Origin of the sequence: Mucilaginibacter inviolabilis (assembly GCF_011089895.1) — a bacterium.
In the GTDB taxonomy this organism is placed as follows: Bacteria; Bacteroidota; Bacteroidia; order Sphingobacteriales; family Sphingobacteriaceae; genus Mucilaginibacter; species Mucilaginibacter inviolabilis.
The window spans coordinates 831,297-854,071 of sequence record NZ_JAANAT010000002.1 but is presented as its reverse complement, the minus strand read 5'-3'; the positions used below and the strand labels follow the sequence as shown (position 1 = coordinate 854,071).

The 22,775-nt window shown below is 41.8% G+C and carries 18 protein-coding genes; 11 read left to right on the top strand and 7 right to left on the bottom strand.

What is annotated here, in order from left to right; translation table 11 throughout:
* Nucleotides 1–56 precede the first annotated feature (56 nt).
* The 3 genes from recN (at nt 57) to G7092_RS19970 (ending at nt 4,092) form a co-directional block, all read left to right on the top strand.
* Nucleotides 57–1,751: a DNA repair protein RecN gene (recN, locus tag G7092_RS19980; protein WP_166091660.1), complete on the top strand. Its 1,695-nt coding sequence runs from the start codon at nt 57–59 to the stop codon at nt 1,749–1,751.
* A 170-nt stretch (nt 1,752–1,921) separates the two neighbouring features.
* Entirely contained in the window at nt 1,922–2,734 is an 813-nt protein-coding gene (locus G7092_RS19975) for an enoyl-ACP reductase FabI (protein WP_166091659.1), read from the top strand.
* Nucleotides 2,735–3,072: 338 nt separating this feature from the next.
* The gene (locus G7092_RS19970) at nt 3,073–4,092 is read left to right on the top strand and encodes a hypothetical protein (protein ID WP_166091658.1); all 1,020 of its coding nucleotides are present in this window, start codon (nt 3,073–3,075) and stop codon (nt 4,090–4,092) included.
* Between the two features lie 105 nt (nt 4,093–4,197).
* Here G7092_RS19970 and G7092_RS19965 read toward each other — a convergent pair whose 3' ends face one another.
* Nucleotides 4,198–4,632, bottom strand: coding sequence for a hypothetical protein (locus tag G7092_RS19965; RefSeq protein ID WP_166091657.1), 435 nt, complete (start codon nt 4,630–4,632; stop codon nt 4,198–4,200).
* 161 nt (nt 4,633–4,793) lie between these two features.
* On the opposite strand from G7092_RS19965, the gene G7092_RS19960 reads away from it, so the two are divergent.
* Nucleotides 4,794–5,909, top strand: a complete 1,116-nt coding sequence (locus G7092_RS19960) for a carboxypeptidase-like regulatory domain-containing protein (protein WP_166091655.1) — start codon at nt 4,794–4,796, stop codon at nt 5,907–5,909.
* Between the two features lie 215 nt (nt 5,910–6,124).
* Here G7092_RS19960 and G7092_RS19955 read toward each other — a convergent pair whose 3' ends face one another.
* Nucleotides 6,125–8,659 carry an ATP-dependent Clp protease ATP-binding subunit gene (locus G7092_RS19955; protein ID WP_166091654.1) on the bottom strand — a complete coding sequence of 845 codons (2,535 nt, stop codon included), beginning with the start codon at nt 8,657–8,659 and terminating at the stop codon, nt 6,125–6,127.
* 566 nt (nt 8,660–9,225) lie between these two features.
* Between G7092_RS19955 and G7092_RS19950 the strand changes: the two genes are divergently transcribed.
* A complete protein-coding gene (locus tag G7092_RS19950; protein ID WP_166091653.1) occupies nt 9,226–10,311 on the top strand; it encodes a sensor histidine kinase in 1,086 nt (361 codons plus the stop codon).
* Complete coding sequence (locus G7092_RS19945; protein WP_166091652.1) at nt 10,308–11,075, top strand: LytR/AlgR family response regulator transcription factor; 768 nt, start codon at nt 10,308–10,310, stop codon at nt 11,073–11,075. Before G7092_RS19950 ends, G7092_RS19945 begins: the two co-directional genes overlap by 4 nt.
* A 287-nt stretch (nt 11,076–11,362) precedes the next feature.
* Here G7092_RS19945 and G7092_RS19940 read toward each other — a convergent pair whose 3' ends face one another.
* A complete protein-coding gene (locus tag G7092_RS19940; RefSeq protein ID WP_166091651.1) occupies nt 11,363–12,142 on the bottom strand; it encodes a hypothetical protein in 780 nt (259 codons plus the stop codon).
* Nucleotides 12,143–12,414: 272 nt separating this feature from the next.
* Between G7092_RS19940 and ettA the strand changes: the two genes are divergently transcribed.
* The 4 genes from ettA to G7092_RS19920 all read left to right on the top strand — a co-directional run bounded on the left by ettA (nt 12,415) and on the right by G7092_RS19920 (nt 17,080).
* Nucleotides 12,415–14,097 carry an energy-dependent translational throttle protein EttA gene (gene ettA, locus G7092_RS19935; protein WP_166091650.1) on the top strand — a complete coding sequence of 561 codons (1,683 nt, stop codon included), beginning with the start codon at nt 12,415–12,417 and terminating at the stop codon, nt 14,095–14,097.
* A gap of 112 nt (nt 14,098–14,209) precedes the next feature.
* Entirely contained in the window at nt 14,210–14,977 is a 768-nt protein-coding gene (locus tag G7092_RS19930) for a hypothetical protein (protein WP_166091649.1), read from the top strand.
* 231 nt (nt 14,978–15,208) lie between these two features.
* Nucleotides 15,209–15,748, top strand: a complete 540-nt coding sequence (locus tag G7092_RS19925) for a hypothetical protein (RefSeq protein WP_166091648.1) — start codon at nt 15,209–15,211, stop codon at nt 15,746–15,748.
* Nucleotides 15,749–16,012: 264 nt separating this feature from the next.
* Nucleotides 16,013–17,080, top strand: a complete 1,068-nt coding sequence (locus tag G7092_RS19920; protein WP_166091646.1) for a branched-chain amino acid aminotransferase — start codon at nt 16,013–16,015, stop codon at nt 17,078–17,080.
* A gap of 165 nt (nt 17,081–17,245) precedes the next feature.
* Here the strand turns inward: G7092_RS19920 and G7092_RS19915 are convergent, their stop codons facing one another.
* Together G7092_RS19915 and G7092_RS19910 are read right to left on the bottom strand one after the other, a co-directional pair.
* A complete protein-coding gene (locus G7092_RS19915) occupies nt 17,246–17,806 on the bottom strand; it encodes a histidine phosphatase family protein (protein ID WP_202985364.1) in 561 nt (186 codons plus the stop codon).
* A gap of 113 nt (nt 17,807–17,919) precedes the next feature.
* Entirely contained in the window at nt 17,920–18,201 is a 282-nt protein-coding gene (locus G7092_RS19910; RefSeq protein WP_166091644.1) for an ATP-dependent Clp protease adaptor ClpS, read from the bottom strand.
* Nucleotides 18,202–18,316: 115 nt separating this feature from the next.
* Between G7092_RS19910 and G7092_RS30540 the strand changes: the two genes are divergently transcribed.
* Nucleotides 18,317–19,192, top strand: coding sequence for a hypothetical protein (locus tag G7092_RS30540; RefSeq protein ID WP_202985363.1), 876 nt, complete (start codon nt 18,317–18,319; stop codon nt 19,190–19,192).
* Nucleotides 19,193–19,316: 124 nt separating this feature from the next.
* On the opposite strand, the gene G7092_RS19900 is transcribed toward G7092_RS30540, so the two are convergent.
* Entirely contained in the window at nt 19,317–22,040 is a 2,724-nt protein-coding gene (locus G7092_RS19900) for a carboxypeptidase-like regulatory domain-containing protein (protein WP_166091643.1), read from the bottom strand.
* Nucleotides 22,041–22,209: 169 nt separating this feature from the next.
* Nucleotides 22,210–22,746, bottom strand: coding sequence for a dCTP deaminase (dcd, locus tag G7092_RS19895; RefSeq protein ID WP_166091642.1), 537 nt, complete (start codon nt 22,744–22,746; stop codon nt 22,210–22,212).
* Between the last annotated feature and the right edge of the window lie 29 nt (nt 22,747–22,775).

Here is a 22,775-nt window from a genome sequence, read left to right as displayed (position 1 = left end):
CCAATACATCGAATTTCGTAATTTAGTGTCCTTAATAAAATAAGGACACTTTTTTTATGCTTCAAAAGCTAACCATTAACAACTACGCTTTAATTGATAACCTGGAGATAGGTTTTGGCAAAGGCTTAAACATCCTTACCGGCGAAACCGGGGCAGGTAAATCCATCATCCTGGGTGCTTTGTCGCTCATTTTAGGGCAGCGGGCCGAGAGTCGTTACTTTTTTAATCAGCAAAAAAAATGCGTTATTGAGGGCCTGTTTAAAATTGACGGCTTTCATCTGAAATCATTTTTTGAAGATAACGACCTGGATTACGAGGCCGAAACCGTTCTGCGCCGTGAAATATCTGCCGATGGCAAGTCGAGAGCATTTGTGAATGACACCCCGGTTAATTTGACCGCCTTGAAACAACTGGGCGAAAAACTGATCGACATTCACTCCCAGCATGCCACACTCGAAATAAATGATCCTGAATTCCAGTTGCTGGTAGTTGATTCGGTTGCCAAACATGATGAACTGCTGAATGATTATCAAACCAAATTCAGGGCTTACCGAAAATCTGTTGCCCGACTTCATGAGCTTATAGCCGAAAGTGAAAAAGCAAAAACCGACCTGGATTATTTCCAGTTTCAATTTGATGAGCTGGAAAAAGCTACCCTGCACCCCGATGAACAGGAATTGCTGGAAAAAGAATTATACGCCTTAAACAATGCCGAGGAAATAAAGCGCAACCTGTTTGGCGCCTATTACCTGATGCAGGAAGGCGAAACATCAGCATTGATACAACTCAAGGAGGCTGGTGTACAATTGGGTAACCTCGAAAAATTTGATACACAAATTGAAGAACTTCACCAAAGGTTAAGCAGCACCATTATCGAGCTCAAAGATATCGCTACCGAAATTGAAACCATTGAACAACGTACCCAGACAAACGAAGCCCGCGTTGATGAGATCAACATCCGTCTGAGCTTGATCTATAATCTGCAGAAAAAGCACCGGGTAAATACCAATGCCAAATTATTGGAGATCCAGGATGATCTGTCTGACAAAATACAGAAAGTACTGTTTAGTGATGAGGCCGTAGAACAGCTGCAAAAACAATTAACTATAGACAGGGCCGAACTGGAAAAACTGGCAGCACAATTAACCGGCAACCGCATAAAGGCTATCCCGGCTATTGAAAAACAGGTACTGTCAACCCTCGCCGAAATGGGCATGGGTAATTCGGCATTGAAAATTGAACATGCCCCCCTGCCCCCTAAAGGAGGAGCTAACGAATCGGCAAATTCCACAACACTGGGAGCAACCGGTGCCGACCAGATCAAATTCCTGTTCTCTGCCAACAAAGGTCATGCACTTTCAGAAATGAGCAAAGTGGCATCGGGTGGTGAACTTTCCAGGTTGATGCTGAGCATTAAATCGCTCATAGCGCAATACACTGCCTTGCCTACTATTATTTTTGATGAGATAGATACGGGAGTATCCGGAGAGGTGGCCAATAAAGTTGGGCAGATCATGGAGCACCTGGCCGATAATTTGCAGGTGATCACTATAACCCACCTGCCGCAAATTGCCAGCAAAGGTCAAAATCATTACTTTGTTTATAAAGATGATTCGGCTGCAACTACCTATACCCGCATCAAACAACTGGATCAGCCGGAGCGAGTACTGGAAATTGCCAAAATGCTGAGCGGTGATAAACCCGGCGAAAGTGCTTTACAAAATGCAAGGGAACTTTTGGGGAGTTTGTAGTAGATAAATGGAGCGAAGTCATGCCGAATTTATTTCGGCATCTCATAATGCGGATCGACAGCATGCCTATGCCGGGCATGTGGGATGCTGAAACAAGTTCAGCATGACTACCCTTTAGTATATAGTAAATCGCCAATTAAATAATAAACCCAATTATAAAAACTTAAAACATGGCTTATAATTTATTAAAAGGTAAAAAGGGGATCATTTTTGGTGCCTTGAACGATCAGTCCATAGCCTGGAAAGTGGCACAGCGTGCTGTACAAGAAGGCGCCGAGATTGTACTCTCTAATGCGCCTATCGCCCTGCGTATGGGCGAACTCAATAAACTGGCCGAAGAATGCAATGCCCCTGTTATTGCCGCCGATGTTACCAATAGCGATGATATTAGCAACCTGCTCACCAAAACGCAGGAACATTTTAATGGTGGTGTTGATTTTATTTTGCACTCTATAGGCATGAGCGTTAACGTACGCAAAAGCATCCATTACACCGAAAACAATTATGATTTTACGCATAAAGGCCTGGATATATCGGCCCTGAGCTTGCACCGCATATTGCAGGCAGCCATGAAAATGGATGTGATTAACGAATGGGGATCGGTAGTAGCCCTAACCTATATTGCCGCTCAGCGCGTATTCCCCGATTATAATGATATGGCCGATAATAAGGCTTACCTGGAAAGTATTGCCCGTAACTTTGGTTATCAGTATGGCATCAAAAAACAGGTGCGTATCAATACGGTATCCCAATCGCCTACCCGCACCACGGCAGGGTCGGGCATTAAAGGTTTTGATGGTTTTGTAAATTATGCCGAAAAGATGAGTCCGCTGGGTAATGCCAGTGCCGATCAGTGTGCTGATTATTGCGTAACCCTTTTCAGCGACCTTACCCGCATGGTAACCATGCAAAACCTTTTCCACGACGGAGGATTTTCTTTCACCGGCGTAACCCAGGCGGTTATTGAACAAATGGAAAAATAAGGATTAGACTTTACAGTATCAAAAAAGGGGGCATGCTGAGCATCGTCGAAGCATGGTGAGCAGGCCTTTGCACCCTGCCCTTCGACGGTGCTCAGGGTGACCCCCACTTTTTTCGCATTTAATTTTCAGACTTACGAAGTTTTAAAAACTTCGTAAGTCTCCATAAAATAAGCATCAGACTTTACCTACCCGTATTAATAATAAGTTATTTTTTTTGTAAATACATATAAATTGTAATTATAGTTTCTAACTTAGATATTAAATATTTACCTAAGCCAATCAATACTAACCGGTTACTTGACTGGCAAAGATTATTTCTTCACATTAAAAACCTATTTATGAAAAACATTTCAACAATCCTAAGCGGCATTGTGGTATTTGCCGTGTTTTTTTCCTTTAGCTGTAAAAAATCAGCTCTTACTCCAATTAATCAACCCTCCGATGCAGCAAAAGAAAGCGGCACGCAGGAAGCCATGGTTATTACACCATTCGGAGCGAGGCCTGCATCACAGGTACATCAAATAGATAGCGGATACACCCTCACCTATCAGGGAAATCACCTGGTAAAAATTCAAAGCCTAACAGGTAAAGTAGCTGAAGACTTTGGCGATCAATTACAGATACAGAAAGATGCAGAGCGATCAAAGAAAATAACGAGCCTGAGTACTTCATCAGCAGTCCCGGGTTTAGGCTCAGGATGGATCACCAATGCACAAAATGATGTAGCGGTATCGGGTTTAACATTATTCACAACCGATTGGATAGTCCCTTCCAATCCTCCTTCAAATAATGGTCAATTATTGTATCTCTTCAATGGGTTACAGGATGGCTTCACTTCTACATCACATATTCTACAACCTGTTTTACAATATGGTAATAATAGCAGGTTTGGAGGTAATTACTGGGTAATCAATAACTGGTATGCATCCTGCCAAACCTGTCCTGCATTTTATGGGACACCTGTAACGGTAACATCTGGTACAGGGTTAGAGGGTGCCATGAATGGAACAGCCAATACCGACGGCACCTATAATTATACCTCCAAATTTTGGGAGATTGACAACCCTACTGCTCCTGGTCCCCACAGGATTCATGAATACCCAGCCAATAACAGCATAACAGTAAATAATGTACCAGAAATGCATTATGTGTATGAGACCATGGAAGCCTACAACATGCAACAATCTTCAAATTATCCAAATGGGTTATGTGCTATGACAAATATTAATGCACGGACAGGAAGTGGTAGAAGTGGCGCACCGATTAATCTGAATTTTATTCCTTACAATGTTGTAACGGATGTTGGACAGCACACAATCGTAGTAAGTAGCCAAGAGGTCGACCTGTATTTTCACTAAAAAATGAATACTTACTATAAATAAATATCAAGCTTTTTGATTAATTAAGTTATAAAAAAAGCTCCCGAGAATTCCTGGGAGCTTTTTTATGGGTCTCTTTTTAGATCATTGAGGTTCTGAGTCAATCAAAACAACCTTTACGTACATATCCTGTGTTGGCAGAACGGCTGCACTTCCTCCCGACGACTGAGAAGTAATCGTTATGGTATTGGTTGAGTGAATAAAGCTAAATGATGCTCCTCCAAAGTTTTCGGGAATAGCTTCATAAGTGTCTCCATTTTTGTCATATGAAATATAGACTAATACGGCTCCATTATGCTGGGTAAAGCTATCCAACTCCGGCAGGTCACCGTTATTTCCACCGAGCGTAGTCTGATAAGCTGGTGAACCTCCGTTGTTAGTTAACACCCAGCCACCAGGATTTGTTCCACCCTTAACAGTAAAAAATATTGTACGGTTTGCCGGGGTAATGTATTTTTTAGTACAAGATGTTGCTGCCAGTAAGATAGTACAGCAAACGAGAGTCAAGATTTTTTTCATAAATGAATGTATTTGTTACTAATATTTAATAAGACGTAAATGTCACTAAAAGGTTTAACGTTTTTTATGTTATTTTATTTTTATAGTATCATGAACTATGTAAATCTGCAGGTAATATAAATTTTACTTCATGAAACTAATATTTTAGTTTAATTTTAAATATGCGGAAATCGTTATTGGTATTGATACTTTTATGTCCATTGTTGTGTTTTGCTCAATTAAAAATTACGGGCAAAGTGATCAACCTCAACGACAAAAAACCGGTACCCGATGCCAGTGTTTTTTTAAATAATGCCAGCGTAGGCAATAAAACTGCTGCCGATGGTTCTTTCATTCTTACCAATGTTCGACCAGGCCAGTATGACCTTATCGTATCTGTGGTAGGTTACCAAACCTATAGTCAAACTATTACCCTGGTCAATAATAACCTGGTACTGTCTGAAGTTGGTTTGTTACCTAAAACCATTGAACTTAATGAGGTAAAAATTAAACCCGACCAAAACTGGGGGAAATATTATGACATGTTCAAACGCCAGTTTCTGGGTACATCGGCCAACGCGGCACAATGTAAAATACTCAACCCCGATTTGCTCGACTTTGAATATGATGCAAAGACACATACGCTTGAGGCTTCATCTTATGATTTCCTGGAGATTGAAAACAAAGCCCTGGGATACAAAATAAAATACAAACTCAATCAATTTACCTATAATAACTATAAGGGCTTTTTGTATTATGATGGCATATCGCTGTTCGAGGATCTTCCCGGCAGTAGCACCAGAGTACGAAAATGGAAAAAGAAAAGACAGACAGCATACCTCGGTTCGCCTATGCACTTTTTACGCAGCATTATTACCAATCAATTATTACAAGCCGGCTTTGAGGTTTTCAAGCTTATTCGTAAGCCCAACCCCGAATATAAGGGCGGCCCTTTTGATGACAAGAACAAATATCTGCAAACCCTCATTAGGCAACCACTTGATGTAAACACCTTTGCCAAACGTACAGATCAGCCGGGTTTGTTCGCGCTTAGCTTTAATGATTGTTTATATGTTATGTATAATAAAAAGGCGAATAGCAACCCTGGCCGTACACCAGATGCATCGGATGTCGCCACATCCATAGCTACACTCGATGAGCACGAAGCTTATGCCTTTTTTGACAATAATGGTATTGTACACAATCCACGCAGCATCATATTTGAAGGCGACTGGACATCGTACCGCTTTGCCGAAATGTTACCGGTAGATTATGAACCGATGGGAGCGGAAAAATAGCTTATCGGATATGACTTCTTAATTTGATTCAGACTTACGAAGTTTTAAAAACTTCGTAAGTCTCTGCCCTCTTCATCTCCACGCATCATTGCGACACGATTTGCACAGTATAGAGATTGCTTTGTGCCTCGCAATGACGCGTTTTCTTATTAATTATTTTAAAAACAAAAAACCCGGCTTGTGGCCGGGTTTTGATTATCTAAAAGAAGATTCAATTATTTTTGTTCTTCCTGTTCTGGCTTTTTGTTTTCGCCTTTTTTATCGATGATCTTGATCTCGCCGGCTTCTTTATCATAGTCAACCGCCATGATATCGCCTTCGCTTAGTTCACCTTTCAGTATTTCTTCGGCAATTGGATCTTCCAGGTATTTCTGGATAGCACGTTTTAACGGACGTGCACCAAATTGCGAATCATAACCTTTATCGGCAATAAACTCTTTGGCAGCATCGGTCAGTTCAATTTTGAAACCTAAACCATTAACACGGCTAAACAGGAATGCCAATTCGATATCGATAATTTTGAAGATCTCGTCTTTACCCAATGAGTTAAACACAATCACATCATCAATACGGTTCAGGAACTCCGGTGCAAAAGCACGTTTCAAAGCATTCTCGATAACACCGCGTGAGTGCATATCGGCTTGCAGGTTTTTAGCATTGGTGCTGAAACCTACACCCTGACCAAAGTCTTTCAACTGGCGGGCACCGATGTTGGATGTCATGATAATGATCGTGTTCCTGAAATCAACCTTGCGACCCAGTGAATCGGTTAGCTGGCCTTCATCCAATACCTGTAACAGGATGTTGAACACATCAGGGTGAGCTTTTTCGATCTCATCCAACAATACAACTGCATAAGGTTTACGACGTACTTTTTCAGTCAGCTGTCCACCTTCTTCATAACCTACGTAGCCCGGAGGCGCTCCTACTAAACGTGATACCGCGAATTTTTCCATGTACTCGCTCATATCAATTTGTATCAGCGCGTCTTCAGTATCAAACATAAAGCGGGCAAGCTCTTTAGCCAACTCGGTTTTACCTACACCTGTTGGGCCTAGGAATATGAATGAACCGATCGGTTTTTTAGGATCTTTCAATCCGGCACGGGTACGTTGAATAGCCCGGGTTAATTTCTTGATGGCATCTTCCTGACCGATGATCTTGCTGCCAACGGTATCAGCCATGTGCAACAATTTCTGGCTATCGGCCTGGCCTACCCTTTGTACAGGTATACCGGTCATCATAGATACAACCTCGGCAACATTATCTTCGGTTACGGTGTAACGTTTTGATTTTGTTTCGGCTTCCCATAATGCTTTAGCCTGATCAAGCTCCACTAACAGATTTTTTTCTGTATCGCGTAACTGAGCGGCTTCTTCGTATTTCTGGCTGCGAACAACCTTGTTCTTTTCGATCTTGATCTGCTCAATCTTTTGCTCAATATCCAGGATGTTTTGTGGCACATGGATATTGGTTAAGTGAACACGCGAACCCGATTCGTCCAAAGCATCAATAGCTTTGTCTGGTAAAAACCTGTCGGTAATATAACGGGTAGTTAAGTTAACACAGGCGTTGATAGCTTCCGGGGTGTAGGTTACACCATGGTGCTCTTCGTATTTTTCTTTGATGCGGTTCAGGATCTCGATAGTTTCAACAGGAGTAGCCGGTTCAACCATTACTTTCTGGAAACGACGATCCAATGCGCCGTCTTTTTCGATGTACTGACGGTACTCATCTAAAGTAGTTGCGCCAATGCATTGTATCTCGCCCCTGGCTAAAGCAGGTTTAAACATGTTGGAGGCATCAAGCGAGCCCGAAGCACCACCAGCACCTACTATAGTATGTATCTCATCAATAAATAAAATAACGTCAGGTGATTTTTCCAGTTCGTTCATAACCGCTTTCATGCGCTCTTCAAACTGGCCACGGTATTTTGTACCGGCAACCAATGAAGCTAGGTCCAGAGTTACCACACGTTTGTTAAACAACACACGTGATACTTTACGCTGCACAATGCGCAGTGCCAGACCTTCGGCAATGGCCGATTTACCAACACCTGGCTCACCTATTAATATAGGGTTATTCTTTTTACGACGTGATAAGATCTGCGACACCCTTTCAATCTCTTTTTCGCGACCAACAATCGGGTCGAGTTTTCCATCCTCAGCGGCACGGGTTAAATCGCGGCCAAAGTTGTCAAGCACCGGTGTTTTTGATTTGATGTCCGATACCTTTTTAGGCTGGCTAAAGGCTTCTTCTTCTTTAAAGTCGTCGTCGCCGCCGGTTGGTGATCCGGGCATTTCGTCAGTTACATCATTTTTGTGCGATTCAACTTCACCTTTAAATACCTCGTAGTTTACATTAAACTGCATCAGTATCTGCGAAGCAATGTTATCTTCATCGCGCAATATGGATAGCAGCAAGTGCTCGGTTCCAATTACGTCGCTTTTAAATATCTTGGCTTCAAGATAAGTTATCTTCAGTACTTTCTCGGCTTGTTTAGTTAATGGGATACTGCCAATATGTACGTTTGTTCCTATAGTTCCTTTTACGGCATCTTCAACGGCGCGGCGCAGTTTGGCGGTATCAACGTTCAAACCTTTCAGCAATTTAATTGCAACACCATCACCGTCCCGGATGAGCCCCAGCAAAAGATGTTCGGTCCCGATATAGTCGTGCCCCAGGCGTAAAGCCTCTTCTCTGCTATATTGAATAACATCTTTAACCCTCGGCGAAAATTTAGCTTCCATATATACCTTTCTATTTATGAACGTCCTAATCTATTAATTTTGTTTTTACAAACCACGACGCTTGACTTAACATTTATCAACAATATTGCCAACATTTAATGGTTTGCAGAAACAGACATTGATATGATACGCAAGCTATTAAAGTTTAGCTTTATTATGCAACTTTTATCAAAAAATTCAACGAATAGCTGAATTATTTTACAATATACAAATCAAACACACCTATTTGATACAAAAAATTCAAAATAGTTTAAACATATTAACATTTTTTATAGGCAAGCCGGGTATAACTGGTAATTTCGTCATCAAGCATGACATTTAGGCATTAGCAACAATTTCCACACTGCTTATATTATATACGTAAAAACAACCCCATCAGTTGCTATATTGTTTATGTTAAACGCAATTATTATTTAACAAGTATAGCCTGTTGCCTGATACTCAACATACACCACAAAAACAGGATATACACTGCCTTTTACGGGGTAATCTGCCAATTTTAACCATATTTGAATTTCTTTTTATTATAACATGGCAGACGAAACTGGCGGGGACAAATATTTAACATGATGAAAAAGTTTAAAGCAAAGAGTGTAGCCCTAATTATATTCACTTTTATAGGCTCCTATGCTACTTTATTTATCATATTTCCTTTTACCTACTGGAAAGATTATGTTCACCTGCCAGCTTTAAGGATATGGGCAGACGTTTTGACCAACCTTGTATTTTGTGCTGTACTTTTTGAACTAAGTTTATATATCGACAGGAAGCTGAACAAAAGGATACCGTGGATGATTCGGCCCATAAAACGCCTGCTAACCCAAACGCTGTTCCAGATCCTTGGCGTTTTGTTTCTTGTTTTTTGTTTGGCAGTCATCTATGTAATCATCTATTTATTATTTAGTGATGCTCTAAATGCGCATTATCCATATGTTGGTTTAAGAGAAACAGTATACGCCTTTCTTTCCATCATATTTTGGGCCTTACTGATCAGCGCCTTAAATACCGGCGATTATTTACTCAGAAACTGGAAAACCGCTACCATGCAGGCAGCAGAGTTTGAAATTAAAGCCGCCCAAAATAAACAGCTGGCAGCCGAAACAGAATTGCAGGCGTTGAAACTTCAACTCGACCCGCATTTTGTTTTTAACAACCTGAGTGTACTTTCAGAGATAATATTGAAAGACCAACAGTTGGGGTATGACTATACCGAGAATTTCGCGAAGGTATACCGTTATTTATTAGTCAATTCCAAAAAGAAATTGATACCTCTGCGCGAAGAACTCAAATTTCTGGATGCTTATCTTTTTTTGATCAATAACCGGATGGGTGGTGGAAGTATTTTCCGTGTTAATATTGCCAGGGCAACGTTAGATCTGTTGATACCGCCGGTTACGCTTCAATTGTTCATAGAAAATGCCATGAAGTATAACCGTACCGAAAAAGAAAGTCCTTTGGTTATCGATATTTTTACTGTTAATGACGACGAATTGGTGGTATCCAACAACCTATTGCCTTTGATAAAAAAGCCTGAATCTACGGGTATAGGTTTAGAAAACATTATTGGTCGTTACGCTTTATTGAGCGATAGAAAACCTTTTATAGAAAAAACAGATACAACTTTTACCATAAAAGTACCCCTTATCAAATGAACGGTGTAAAGAAAATACTGATCCTGGAAGATGAACAACTTAATGCCGACCGGATACAGCGCCTGATGCTTAGCATCAGGCCGAACACGGAGATCCTTGCTGTTTTAACCAGCGTTAAAAAAACGGTAGACTGGCTTGCCATAAACGAGAACCCCGACCTGATCCTCATGGATATTCGCCTGGCCGATGGTGTAAGTTTCGAGATCTTTAACCTGACTGATGTAAAATGTCCTGTAGTTTTCACAACTGCTTATGATGAATACGCAGTGCAGGCCTTTAAATACAATAGCATAGATTACCTGCTGAAGCCTGTTGAAAAAGATGAGCTGGAAGCTGCCATCACCAAATTTGAAAACACTTTACAGCGTTCTTACCAGCAATCTCCCCTGATCGAAGAACTGATCAGGCAAATGCAGCCGAAAGCATACCGGACACGTTTCTTTCTGCCATACCGCGATGGTTATAGAAAAATCAATATGGAGGATATTGCCTTCTTCCATTCGCACCTAAACATTACTTGTGCCAACTTATTTAATGGAGAAAAGATAGTGGTGCCACAAACACTGGAAACACTGGAACAGGAACTGGAGCCTAAAAATTTTTTCAGGGTAAACCGCCAGTATATCCTGCATGCTAATTCCATTGAAAAGGTTCATAATTTTTTCAATGGCAAGTTAAAACTCAAAGTAAAAAACTATTCGGATGAGGATATTATAGTAAGCAGAACAAAAGCCCCCCTATTTAAAACATGGTTGGATTACTGATCAGGAAGTTCAATGCAGTATCGACTCGCCCCGACCGACGTCGTTACGATTACAGTGAAAAAGGGAACTCTCTTTTATTTTTTGTCATCCTGAGGAACGAAGGATCTACTCTGCGATAGAAAAGTCCCATAATAGATGCTTCACTCCGTTCAGCATGACAAAACTCTTTTTCTATCTTCTTTCCTCTGTTGCGGGAAGATTAAAACACCAAAGGGGCTCCTGTATGTCAGAAACCCCAAAGAGTGGTCATATTAATTTCTAATTTTCCAATAAACCAGGTCCACCGGTTATTTTTTGGTGTAGCCTGAGTATTCTGAAGTTGTTTGTACGGTAACTGTTTGTCCCAGAAATTTAGCCAGGATATTGAGGTTTTGATTCATAGCAAAATAACGCTTCGCCTGTCCATTCCAGCTGTATTTTGTAACCACATCAAATTTTTCGGCATTAAGGATTTTAATTTTTACCGGTTTTTCATTGAGCACTTGTACCTGTTCCAGCGCTTTGTTTTTGAGATTGATGGTCATGTATGATCGGCAATCCTTCATAAAGGTAGCATCCCTTGGAATAGAAGCGGCATCAGGCTTATAACTAACCACCAGGTAATCTGACGATTCTTTTTCAACCCTGTAACTTGCGATATCTGCCTGGTTTGATTCTGCCGGCTTACTTTGATTTTTCCGGAAGGAATTAATGTCTGATTTGGAAGGAGATTTTCCATTGACAGCAACTACCGTCCACTGTTCATCCTTAGGACCAGCAGGATCAAATTTAGCCTCTATTACTGTTTCTTTACCTCCGGCTATGGTTGTCTGCCTAAGGTCGTAAGCAAAGTCTTCCGGTTGCTGAAGATAGTTAGGATCAAGTATACCGGCATCAATACCATGTTTGGAAAAGGCATCCAATACAGCCGATTTTTGGGCGGAAACGCTTAGCGTAGATATCACCCAAAGAAAAAGAGCGAATAGTGTTTTCAATATATTCCCCCGTAGTTCAAATCTTTTTCTCTCATCATTAGCAACTGCTCCAAACCCTAAGTCCGTCAATGTCATTGCGCTTGTTTTCTTCATTTTCTATGTTATTTGTTAAACTTTTGATAGCGCAAAACTATCGGCAAAAAAACGCCTTGAGATGACTTTCTGAGCGAAGCAGCAAAAACGACTGCCGAATCGTCAATAGGCGGTATTGAATTGATTTTTGCTTTTGCGAAATATTCAGCTAAAGTTTCCGATACAACACATCCGCTGCCGGATAAGCCTTATAAAAATATTTATATACACTGCCTTTTTTCGGGTAATCCGCCAATTTTAACCATATTTGAATTTCTTTTTTAATCAATTTTATGGCAGACGAAAAGATCATATTTTCAATGGCAGGGGTTAGTAAGATCTACCCTCCGCAAAAAACAGTTTTAAAAAACATTTACCTCTCGTTTTTCTATGGTGCCAAAATTGGCGTTATCGGTTTAAACGGTTCGGGTAAATCGTCCTTATTAAAAATTATAGCAGGCATTGATAAAACCAATATAGGCGAAGTTGTTTTTTCGCCGGGATATACTGTAGGTTACCTGAGCCAGGAACCTGAGCTTGATCCTGAAAAAACCGTACGCGAAGTGGTAGAAGAAGGCGTTGCCGAAACTACTGCCTTATTAAAGGAGTACGAAGAGATTAACGAGAAATTTGGTCTGGAAGAATATTACAGCGACGCCGATAAAATGGATAAGCTGATGGCCCGCCAGGGCGAACTGCAGGATAAGATAGATGCCGTGAACGCCTGGGAACTGGATACCAAACTGGAACGTGCTATGGACGCCCTGCGTTGCCCGGAGCCCGACACCAAAATTTCGGTACTATCCGGTGGTGAACGTCGCCGTGTGGCCCTTTGCCGTCTCTTGCTAAAAGAACCCGATGTTTTATTATTGGATGAGCCTACCAACCACCTGGATGCCGAGTCGATAGATTGGCTGGAGCAGCATTTACAACAATATAAAGGTACCGTGATTGCGGTAACGCACGATCGTTACTTCCTGGATAATGTAGCCGGATGGATCCTGGAGCTTGATCGTGGTGAAGGTATCCCATGGAAAGGCAACTATTCTTCATGGCTCGACCAAAAGGCCAAACGCCTGGCGCAGGAAGAAAAAAGCGAAAGCAAGCGTCAGAAAACTTTGGAACGTGAGCTGGAATGGGTACGCATGGGTCCGAAAGGCCGTCACGCCAAATCAAAAGCCCGTTTAGGCAACTATGAAAAACTGGCATCGGAAGAAACCAAGGAGCGCGAAGAAAAGCTGGAGCTATTCATTCCACCGGGACCTCGTTTGGGTAACGTGGTAATAGAAGCCAATGGTGTAAGTAAATCATATGGCGATAAATTATTGTTTGATAACCTGAGCTTCTCCCTACCGCCGGCAGGCATCGTAGGTATCATCGGGCCAAACGGCGCGGGTAAAACCACGTTGTTCCGTTTGATCACTGGGCAGGATCAGCCAGATGCCGGTACATTCCGCGTGGGTGAAACCGTGGCTTTAGGCTATGTGGACCAGATGCATGACGACCTTGACCCTAACAAATCTGTTTGGGAAAATGTAACCGGCGGCCTGGAAACTATTATGGTTGGCAACAAACCTCTGAACTCGAGAGCCTACGTATCCAAATTCAACTTTAACGGCGCCGATCAGCAAAAGAAAGTTGGCGTGTTATCCGGTGGTGAGCGTAACCGGGTGCACCTTTCCATCACCCTCAAAAAAGGGTCGAACGTATTGCTGCTGGATGAGCCCACCAACGATATCGACGTAAATACCCTACGTGCGTTGGAAGAAGCACTGGAAAACTTTGGCGGCTGCGCCGTAGTGATTAGTCACGACCGCTGGTTCCTGGATCGTATCTGTACCCACATCCTGGCCTTTGAAGGTAACTCTCAGGTTTATTTCTTTGAAGGAAATTACTCCGACTATGAAGAGAACCGCAAAAAACGCCTGGGTGATGTGGCGCCGAAGAGGATCAAGTATAAGAAGTTGACGGTGTAAGAGCCCCGATCTTCTAATAACCCATCGAATCATTGCGATGTAAGACTTACGAAGTTTTGAAAACTTCGTAAGTCTTCTTTCCATTTATCTAGCCCTTATACCCTATAAACTAATGATACCTGAACCTTCAATACCTATTACCCAAACTTCTAAAATTTACAATGAACGCGCCATTTGGGCCGGAACATTTATTGGAGGCCCATTAGCCGGGGGGTATTTAATAGCAGAAAACTTTAAGGCTTTTAATAAAAAAACGGAGGCAAGAAACACCTGGATCTTTGCCATCCTGGCAACTATCGTAATTTTTGGTGGTGTATTTTTAATTCCTAATGCCGAGAAGATCCCCCGCCAGATTATCCCGATAATCTATACAGCAATTGCATACTCATTAGTTAAGCGTTATCAAGGAAGTGATATAAACGCTCATATAAGCACTGGCGGGCCCATATTTAACTGGTGGAGAACTATAGGTGTTTCGCTCGTTGGCTTACTCATAACAATTATTCCGGTTTTCGGAATCGCCTATTTTTCATACAGCTCACCGGGCGCCGGGGCAGACAGCAAAACTTATGGCACTATGAAACATGAGGTTGCGTTTGATAAAAGTAATATCACCGAAAGTGAGGTTGATAAACTGGCAGATGCACTTAGGAAAACGACATTTTTCGACGATGCGGTTACAAAGTATGTTTATGCTAAAAAGGTTGGCAAAAATTATGAACTTTCCATTCCGTGTGATATCGCAGTGACAACTAATCCAACTGCCTTAGCACCATTTATTCAATTAAGAAAAGATATGCAAGACTTGTTTCCAGACAATAAGATAATTTTCAATATAGTGGTGGACAACCTTGATCATGTAGTAAAGCGGCTTGAATAAAATTTGGCAGTAATAAGATTAAACGCCTCCTATAATACCATCGCGTCATTGCTTCGTGCCTTACAATGACGCGCTTTTCTAGCCCCGCTTCGTTCCAAATTGAAAATGAAACAAAATGGAACATTGACTACTTTTGTTATTAGCTAACTTGTCAATCATTACCCGCTCTTTAATAATATAAAGATTCCTCATTACCTTGTAATGCGCATTCATTCATAGACAATAGAAATCATGTCAATTTTTCGGTCTTTAGACATTACTCCTAAAAATACCTTTTTTACATTATTATTCTTTACAGGATTGTATCTGTCAGTTTTAGAAATTAACATATACCGAAAAACCTTTATCCCATTCAGCATCCCTTTATTCATTTGGATACTAACAGGGCTATTTATTACTCCGTTTCTTTTAAAAATGCTACCTGGTTATCTTAAAAGTGACAGAATTATATATCAAATAGCGTTTAATATATTTACATATGGGGGCATTGTGGCCTACCTATTTATGGCCTTAAATTTTTATGGTGCAAAAACATACCATATTTCTGCAACCTTAATGGTTACAGGAACCGGCCATTTAGCCAAGAGCAGGAATAGTTGCGGAGAACCTTATACAGAGGTAAGATATCAGGAGCTCGACAAACAACTTTTTTTCCCTTGCGGTACTGTTATTGAAGGCGCCAACACTGTTACGGTAATTCTAAATAAAGGCTTTTTCGGTTATGACGTAATAGATGATCAAAAACTTTCAAAAGAGAAAGTGAATTTTTAAAAAGTATTGGGGATGTCCTTTCTAACAAATAAACTACTACCGAGTCTTTTTGCCAGGTTAAGCGCTCACGCTTGAACTTTATCGAGGTGAAGCGTAGACGCTTAAATAGGCGCACTTCATTAAAGTACATACTTAACTCCTCCGTTAATTTCCTGTCATAATATGCAACAATCCCCCAAAATTGGCCTAACTATCAATTCCTTATCCCGATTCCATAAAAAAATTCCTAACTTGCCATTTTCTAAATTATAAACACATAAGGCCATGACTGAGACGCTGGACATCAAGATCACCAAAACCGCACATTCCCGTTTAGCTGAAACGGATTTTGACAACTTACCATTCGGAAAAACATTTTCTGACCACATGTTTGTGGCCGATTATGCTGATGGTGAATGGAAGAACCTGCAGGTCATTCCGTACGGCGAAATTGGGGTTAGTCCTGCTATTTCTGCACTGCATTACGGACAGGCATTTTTTGAAGGATTAAAAGCCTACAAACATGCCGATGGAAAAGTAACTATTTTCCGTCCGGACAAAAACGCCATCCGCTTCAACAAATCGGCAGAGCGTTTGTGCATGCCGACACTACCAGAAGAAATATTTTTACAAAGTATGGCCGCTGTGGTTGATATCGACCGCGAGTGGGTTCCTGCTAAAGCTAACCACGCTTTATACATCCGCCCGTTCATGTTCGCTACCGATCCGTTCCTGGGCGTAACACCATCTGCTACCTATAAGTATATGGTAATTGCTGGCCCCGTTGGACCATATTTCTCCAAAACACTACGTGTTAAAATTGAAACACACTATACCCGCGCTGCCGAAGGCGGTATGGGCTATGCAAAGGCAGCCGGCAATTATGGCAGCGCTATGTTACCAGCCCGTAAAGCAGCCGAAGAAGGTTTTGATCAATTGATCTGGACGGATGCTAAAGAGCATAAATACATTGAAGAAATGGGTGCGGCAAACGCCATGTTCCTGTTGGACGGCGTACTGATCACTGCCGAAGCAAAGGATACCATATTAGATGGCGTAACCCGTGATACAGTGATCGCTTTAGCTAAAGAATGGGGCATCCCGGTTGAAACCCGCAAAGTTTCTGTAGCCGAAATTATTGAAGGAGCTAAAAACGGCAAATTGACTGATGCTTTTGGTGCCGGTACTGCAGCTACTATAGCTTCGGTAGGTTCCATAAGTGTTGATGGCGAAGAGTATTTCCTGAGCGATCCAAAAACACGTGAGTTTTCTCAAAAAGTTTTAGCAACGCTTGATGCTATTAAATATGGTAATGCTCCTGATACTTACGGTTGGAATTACCTGGTAGGTTAATCATAGTATCCACCGCATAACAAAAAAGGTGCGCCATAACTGGTGCACCTTTTTTGTTGGAATATTATTTCTGGAATTGTCATGCTGAACCGTCGAAGCATGGAGAGCAGGCCTGTACGCGCGATCCTTCGACAAGTTCAGAATGACTGACAGCCCTCTTTTATTCTAAAAGCTACAGGCAGCTGCCGGTTTTATGCCTTCTTTGTCAACAGTTAAAACTGGTTTATCATTTTTAAAGGTTACTACCCAAATAGTGTCATAATCGTTATCGGGCCATTGCAGGTCTTTAACCTTTACGCCGAGTGCTTTTAGGATGGCTCTGATCTCGTTATGTTCCCAAACTACAAGTAGGGTACCTTTCCGGCTAGCCAGTTCTTCGGCTATATCTTTGGTATCCTCTTCTTCAAAAGTGCTGTTAATGGTTAAATTATATTTAATAGCAAAAGGCGAAATAGTTTGAAACATACGCGCCCTTGGAGTTGATTTACCCAGGTGCAGGGCAGGCACATAAACACGATCCGGCAGGCCGAATTTTGCTTTTAAAACTGTTGGTAATTTTAGCGCCCGGTTCAAACCGGCACATGACAGGTTATCGCCGTCGTCAGGTTTCTCAGCATGCCGAATGAAAACCAATTTAAGGTTTTTGCTTTGCGCGCATGAGCTGCTACTTGCAAAACAAATCATCACCAGAATAAGAGCGGGAAAAATTGATATTTTTTTTATCATAATTATAAGTTGTCTGAATCAGGATTTTCAGAATTAAAGAATGAACAGAATAATAATTCTCTAATCGCGAACATCCAAAATCAAAAAGTTCCCCCTTCAGGGCGCTAGGCGCCTTACTCTACACTTACGGTAAGCCCTTCCTGCTGCAATATTTTGCGGTAGATCTCCATCTCGGTAAATGAGCCTTCCAATACAGCACATTTGCCCTCGTTGTGTACTTTCCAGGCTATCTTTTCGGCTTGTGTTTCGGAGTAATCAAGATATTTCATCATACAATGGATCACGTGATCAAAAGTGTTAAAATCATCATTCCATAATATCAGGCGGTGAACTTCTTTAAGTCCTGCCAGTATCTCTTCGAGAGTAAGTGTTTCTTCCTGTGTTTCGGTTGGCATACGTAACTACAAATTTACTTAAAAACAATAATAAAAGTGTTAAAATTGTGTTTTATGGGCTTAAAAATCATGTTACAATATCGCGCTGATCAAAAATCCTAACCTCCCCGATTTTATGAAAAAAATTGTCCCCTGTTTTATTTTAGCCTGCACCGCTCAGTTGCTAACTGCCGGTATAACGCACGCACAAACTGTAAAAAACGCACAATCGACATTGAAGGCTCCATCCGGCCCTATTACTATTGATGGTAACCTTAAAGACTGGGGCGATAGCTTGCGTTATTTTAACGACGAAAAAAAGATCAGTTATACACTCGCTAATGATCAAACCTTGCTTTATGCTGCTATACGCATCAGCGATCGCATGGACCAGATCCGGACTTTAAACGCAGGTATTACCCTGAGTGTTGATACCAAAGGCAAAAAAAAGGAAAGCTTTTCCCTTACTTTTCCATTGGCCGATCCGGGAACACCACCAACCTTTGGTAAACGCGATAACCCCGGCGGCGATATTACCCAGGAAGATCGTGACGAGTTGATGCGTGAGCGTGTAACCAAACTGCGTAATATAAAAGTGGTTGGCTTTAAAGATATTGAAGGCGATATGATAACCACATCAAATACCTATGGCATTAAAGCAGCTATCGACTATGACGCCGAAGGTAACCTGATCTACGAAGTAGCTGTACCTTTGCAATTTTTTCATGCGGAGGACATCGCCAAAAACGAATGGGCGTTTAATTTTAAAATAAACGGACTGCAACGAGCCAAAGGCGATGGTGCCGAAAACCCAGATCATCAGAGCGGCGGTTTTGGCGGAGGTGGTGGCGGCAGAGGCGGTCGTGGTGGCGGCGGCGGCGGAATGGGTGGTGGCGGTCGTGGCGGCAGAGGCGGTCGCGGCGGTGGAATGGGTGCCGGAGGAGGCGAAAGCGGCCGCAGCGAAATGGCCAAATCAACTGATTTCTGGGAGAAATTTTACCTGGCTAAGTAATTCAAAAGTTAAAAATCAAAAGTCAAAAACCTGGCACGCTGAATCAACTACAATATTTGAACAATTAAAAAGTCAAAACCCTACATGGATTTTGACTTTTTACTTTTGAATTTTGACTTAATATTTACTCCACCTTATACTTGAACACCTGCCTGCCCAGGTTACCTTCGGCATCCATCCCTTCAATAATAATACGATAAGTGCCTTTGCCATCGGCATTAAAAAATGAGAGGGAGGCATTACCATCTTTATCCGTTAGTATCTTAGGGTTCCAATATATGGTTGATCGCAGATCCTGCATTTGTGCATTTGTTTTAGGATCATCATACTGCGGCGAATAAAACTCCCTGGCTTTGTAGTATCCCTTAGGCGAGTAAGTGACCACACCCGGGGCATAACGATTATACACAGCGCCCTCGTCGCCGCGCTTGGTGGTGATTATCAGTAACCCATTGCCTCCTCTGAAGCCATATATAGCGGTATTGCCTACCGAACGTAAAACTTCAATACTGGCAATATCAGATATCACTAAATTGTCCAGATAATCGGCTTCCATATTGATACCGTCAACAACTATCTGCATAGCACCACCACCACGGGTTGAGTAAGGTATACCTCCACGAAAAATAACACCTAAAAGCCTGCCCGCTAAGATATTGGAAAGCTGCCCTCCCCCCATATTTTCCAGATCTTTATAAGTAAGCACCTGATCGGCATTACCGGCTCCGTTTAAATTTGACGAATGTTTTACCGCCGTGGTACGGGTATCTTTTACTACCACTTCTTTTAACACAATGGTATGGTTACCAATCCCATACTTTACCTGCTCATTGAACAGTTTTTTGCTGTTCTGCAAATAAACCGAGCGGCCATCACTTACATTTACCTGTAAATCGGCAGCATTCTTATTTTTCCCTACCACTTGCGGGGCTATGTTATCCAGCTCTATCTCCAGGTTCTTCCGGTCTTTAGCGGTACGGGCCTGCACCACAAATTTGATGCTATCTCTAAACACCAGGTTACTGAACGTGAATTTTCCCTGGGCATCTGCTACGGTGTCTAAAATAAATGTGCCTCCGGCGGTAGTAAATAAAGTTACTTTACCGTTGGATACGGGTTTACCGCCAAAAGTTTTTAAATGCCCGGTTACCTGTAACGATTTTTCGGGCTGATAAACTACGGGAGGTACGGCGTCATTGATCACTTGCTTCCATTCAAACCTACGGTAACCCTGGGTAAGCATCAATACGTCAAGATCGGCTTTTGTTTTCGTGCTTTGATCGGCAAAATAATAGCCCGGTTTTTCGATATAACCCTTCAGATCTGAACTCAGCAATATGTTCGAAAAAATGCTTTCTTCATTGGTTTCATCAACTGGAACCTTTGCCATATCGATAACCGAGGCTGAAAAACTGCCGATAACAGGCTTATCTTCTTTATTTTTCACATTCAGACTAATGGTTACCTTTTCGCGCGATGCGTATTGCTGCTTAGGCGCCGAAACTGATAATTTAAGCTGATCGGGGTTTTGAATAAATACAATACGTTCATTCAGCGGCTCGCCATTGGCAGAAAATAAAGTGAACTGTACAATACCAGATGGGAATTTACTCTTAGGAATAACTGCCCTAAATGTTTTACCATTATCAGAGCTTTTGGCCGCGTAATAAATTTCGCCGCAACTTTGACCTACCAGCAGGAGGCTGCCTGCAGTTGTGGCGTTTTGCGCAATACCCGACCCCGGCAATATTTTTGCCGTCAGATTATCATCCTCCGAATTATCAATGCTTAAAACATATGCGTTGTCAACCGCTTTGGGCAAGTTAAAATCGCCACCAGATCCATCCGCAAATACCACATGAGCCTTATAGGTTTTGCCGCTCATGGGTGTTAAGTTGAATACCCCCATACCCAGGTGGGTACTGTTAAATACAGCTACGGTTTGGTTCTGGTCGTCTACAACAGTGCCTTTGATATCAACACCCAGGCCATCGGCACCAACCGCTTTAAAACCAACCTTGCAACCAGCATCATTCACCAAGGTGCCACTTTCCGGGAAAAATTGTACATCTACTTTGGCCGATACCGCTTTAATAGGTACCACCTTAGTGACAACCTTTTTATCAATCAGTTTGATATTGGCAATAATAATACCTGTTGCTGCCGGGTTTGGAGTGGTATTGAGGAATGAAGCAGCGAGATCGCCTTTATCATTAGTTATGCCCTTACCTTTAAAAACTGTTTTACCATTCAATTCAACACGGTAGTTTACTTCGTTGCCAGCATAAGGTGCCCCGTTTGCATCGGTAAAATTGATCAACGCATTCACCTTTTGCTTACCGTTCTGTTCGCCGTAAGTATAATCTGTTTTGGTAAAAACCGTATTACCGATGCCTTTGGATATAGTGATGGTTTTATCAAAAAAATAGGCGTCGCCGGCATTACGCATCCAGTTGGTATAGGCCCTGATGCGATAGTTCCCATCCTGCATGGTATCGGGCAGGGCAAAATCGCCATAGGCCATTCCGCTGATAAGCGGCAGTTTAATACTGCGCTTTACCGAATCATCTTCGCCAATAAGGTCGACATTTAATATTTCGCTATAAGCGGATAGTTGATGTTTGCTTCCAATAGTTACGTAGGCCTTAAACCAGATATCGTCGCCAACGGCATAATAGGGTTTGTCCAGATGCAGGTAAACTTTTTCCTGTGGATGATCGGCACGCCATTTATAAAGCTGATCAACGAGTTTACCGAGCAGATCATCGCCGGGACCGGTGAAACCGAAAATTACCGTAGCAATCACAGTTATCAATAAGCCTACAGATACTTTTTTGAATGTTATCATGGTAAATAAAGTTTAATCTACACAAAATATCTAATCAGGCGATGAGTTGTGAGGTCTTAGGTTTATATATAAGGTTAAATATACGTGCGTTTAAGCCATATACAAAGCTTAATTTTTCACTTTGACCCACCTCAACAGTAATGGTTTAATCGTTCTGAAAAAAAATCGATCAAAACTTATTCTTCCACATCATACTTTCAACAGGGCGTGTTGTAGGGTTATTATATTTAGCGTTGCTTTTGGTATTATACATGGTTTCAATATCACCTTCAACCACAAAATAAATCAGCTGCCCGATAGGCATACCGGCATAGATACGTACCGGCTGGGCGCATGAAATTTCCAGCGTCCAGGTGTTGCAAAAACCAACATCGCCTTTGCCGGCGGTGGCATGTATATCAATACCTAACCTGCCGGTGCTTGATTTTCCCTCCAGGAAGGGTACATGGTTATGGGTTTCGGTGTATTCCATGGTAACACCCAGGTAAAGCGTATTGGGCTGCAGGATAAATCCTTCTTTAGGTATCTCAAAACCATCAATTTCATTATGCAGTTTGGCATCCAGTACCCGGTCGCGGTAAGTAGCCAGGTGTTTGCCTAAATGTACATCGTAGGAGTTGGTACCCAGGCATTCCCGTTTAAAGGGTTCAATAATAATACTTCCTTTTTCAATTTCTTCAAGAATGCGCTTATCTGATAATATCATGGTAGGGCCTAAATTACTATTTTAGTCTT